Genomic DNA, 1,870 nt, shown 5'->3' with positions numbered 1-1,870 from the left:
GCCGGCTGGCCAAATAGCCGCCGGCGCGGGCCAGCAGCCTGGCTTCGAGTAGCTTGCGGCCCACCACCGCAGGGTTCAGGAAGTTTTCCTGGACAAAACTGCCCAGCGAGGCGCCCAGTTCGTCCTTCTTGCGCTGAATCAGGTTCGTATGCGGAATCGGCAGGCCCAGCGGGTGGCGGAACAACGCGGTCACCGCAAACCAGTCGGCCAGCGCACCGACCATCCCGCCCTCGGCGGCCGCCCGAAGATAGGCGAAGGCGGGCCACAGGCCCTGCAGCAGCAGCCCGGCCACAAAAAGCACGAACATCAGCAGCAGCAGTGACAGGGCCACGCGTTTCATCCGGCGTAGGGCAGCGGCGCGCGGCTCCAAAAGCTGGGACATGCGCACCACTTTAACGCACGGTAGACCCTGGCACGCTGGGCCGCGACCGGTGCGCTGACCATTTTTCGAAGTTCGCCGGCTCTTGGCCAACACACAACCCGAGGACCGTGCACCGGGCGGTGACTGGCCAGTAGCGTAGGGGCATGAGCACTCTCTTCTACGCCCACCGCGGAAGCTCGGCACAATTCGCCGAAAACACCCGTGCCGCCTACCTGCAGGCCATTGCCGAAGGTGCGGACGGAATCGAATGCGACGTGCACCTCAGCGCGGACCAGGTGGTGGTCTGCCACCACGACCCCACCGTGAACCGCACCTCCAACGGCGAAGGGCGAGTGGCGCAGTACACCGTCAAGCAGCTGAAGGAGCTGGACTTCACGGTGCTGCGTTCCACCCCGATTCCGGCCGCCTATGGGGACATCCACGAGCAGCTGCTCACCCTGGACGAACTGCTCACACTGATTGAGCACAGCCATGCCGCGGTGGGGCTGGCCGTGGAAATTAAGCATCCCAGCCCGGCTGGGCGCGGACTGGAAGACGCGGTGCTGCAGGTGCTCGACGTCCACGGGTTCAACCGCGAAACCGGCGCCGCCGGAAGCAACGGGCAAATTCAAGTGAGCCTGATGAGCTTTGAGCCGGAGTCCAACCGCTACCTGGCGGACCTGGTCAACCGCGAACTGCTGTGCCAGCTGATCACGGAGGTGGACGCCGAATGGGTCGACGAACTGCTCTCCAGCGGGCAGACCGACCGTGCCGCGGTGTACCGGGTGCTGCAGCGTTCGGTCGAAGAAGGCCTGGAGCTGATCAGCCGCGGCACCGTGGGAATGGTCGGGCCGGGCGTGGCTGGGTGCGCCAGAACGAGGACCTGGTCCGGCGGTGGATCGGTGGAGGCCTGGTGCCCCGGGTCTGGACCGTTGACGAGCCGGCGGACGCGCGCTACCTGCACGGCCTGGGGGTGCGCCAACTGACCAGCAACCATCCCGCTTGGCTGCGCGGGGCCACCGGCCTGGCCTAGACGCCCCGACCGGTGCACGTGCCTTCGGTTACGGTCGGTGAACCGGCTCAACAAACGTTTGCCGGTGATCTGCGGCTAAGCTGAAAAACGTGAACACGCTAACATCCCCACAGGAACAGGCCTACCTGTTCGACACCTACCTGTTTGAGAACGAGGCGGAGGTCATTGCCGCCGGGGCCGATGACGAGGGGCAGTACATCGCCCTGAGCCCGAACATCTTCCATCCGCGCGGCGGCGGCCAGCCAGAGGACACCGGAACCGTCAATGGCCAACCGGTCACCGTATCGCGCATTGAATCCCTGGTGGTGCTCCACGGAACCACCGGGCTGCAGGTCGGGGACCGGGTGGTGGCCACCATCGACGCCGAACGGCGCAAACTGCATGCCGCACTGCACACCGCGGGGCACCTGGTGGGGTTCGCCGGTGAGGAGCGCGGCTGGCAGCACCGCGGGCATTCGCACTTCCCGGGCCAGGCC

The 1,870-nt window shown here is 66.4% G+C and carries 2 protein-coding genes and 1 pseudogene; 2 read left to right on the top strand and 1 reads right to left on the bottom strand.

What is annotated here, in order from left to right; translation table 11 throughout:
• A partial coding sequence (locus JCM19049_RS12970; protein ID WP_374700314.1) for a DUF445 family protein occupies positions 1-340 on the bottom strand: 340 nt, incomplete at its 3' end.
• 185 nt (positions 341-525) lie between these two features.
• On the opposite strand from JCM19049_RS12970, the gene JCM19049_RS12965 reads away from it, so the two are divergent.
• Both JCM19049_RS12965 and JCM19049_RS12960 read left to right on the top strand, forming a co-directional pair.
• Complete coding sequence (locus JCM19049_RS12965; RefSeq protein ID WP_054821791.1) at positions 526-1,347, top strand: glycerophosphodiester phosphodiesterase family protein; 822 nt, start codon at positions 526-528, stop codon at positions 1,345-1,347.
• 136 nt (positions 1,348-1,483) lie between these two features.
• A pseudogene (locus tag JCM19049_RS12960) lies at positions 1,484-1,870 on the top strand (hypothetical protein); the annotation flags it as partial.

It is taken from the genome of Arthrobacter sp. JCM 19049 (assembly GCF_001310435.1).
Note: the sequence above shows the minus strand (reverse complement) of the source record. Positions and strands in the feature narration are given on the sequence as shown.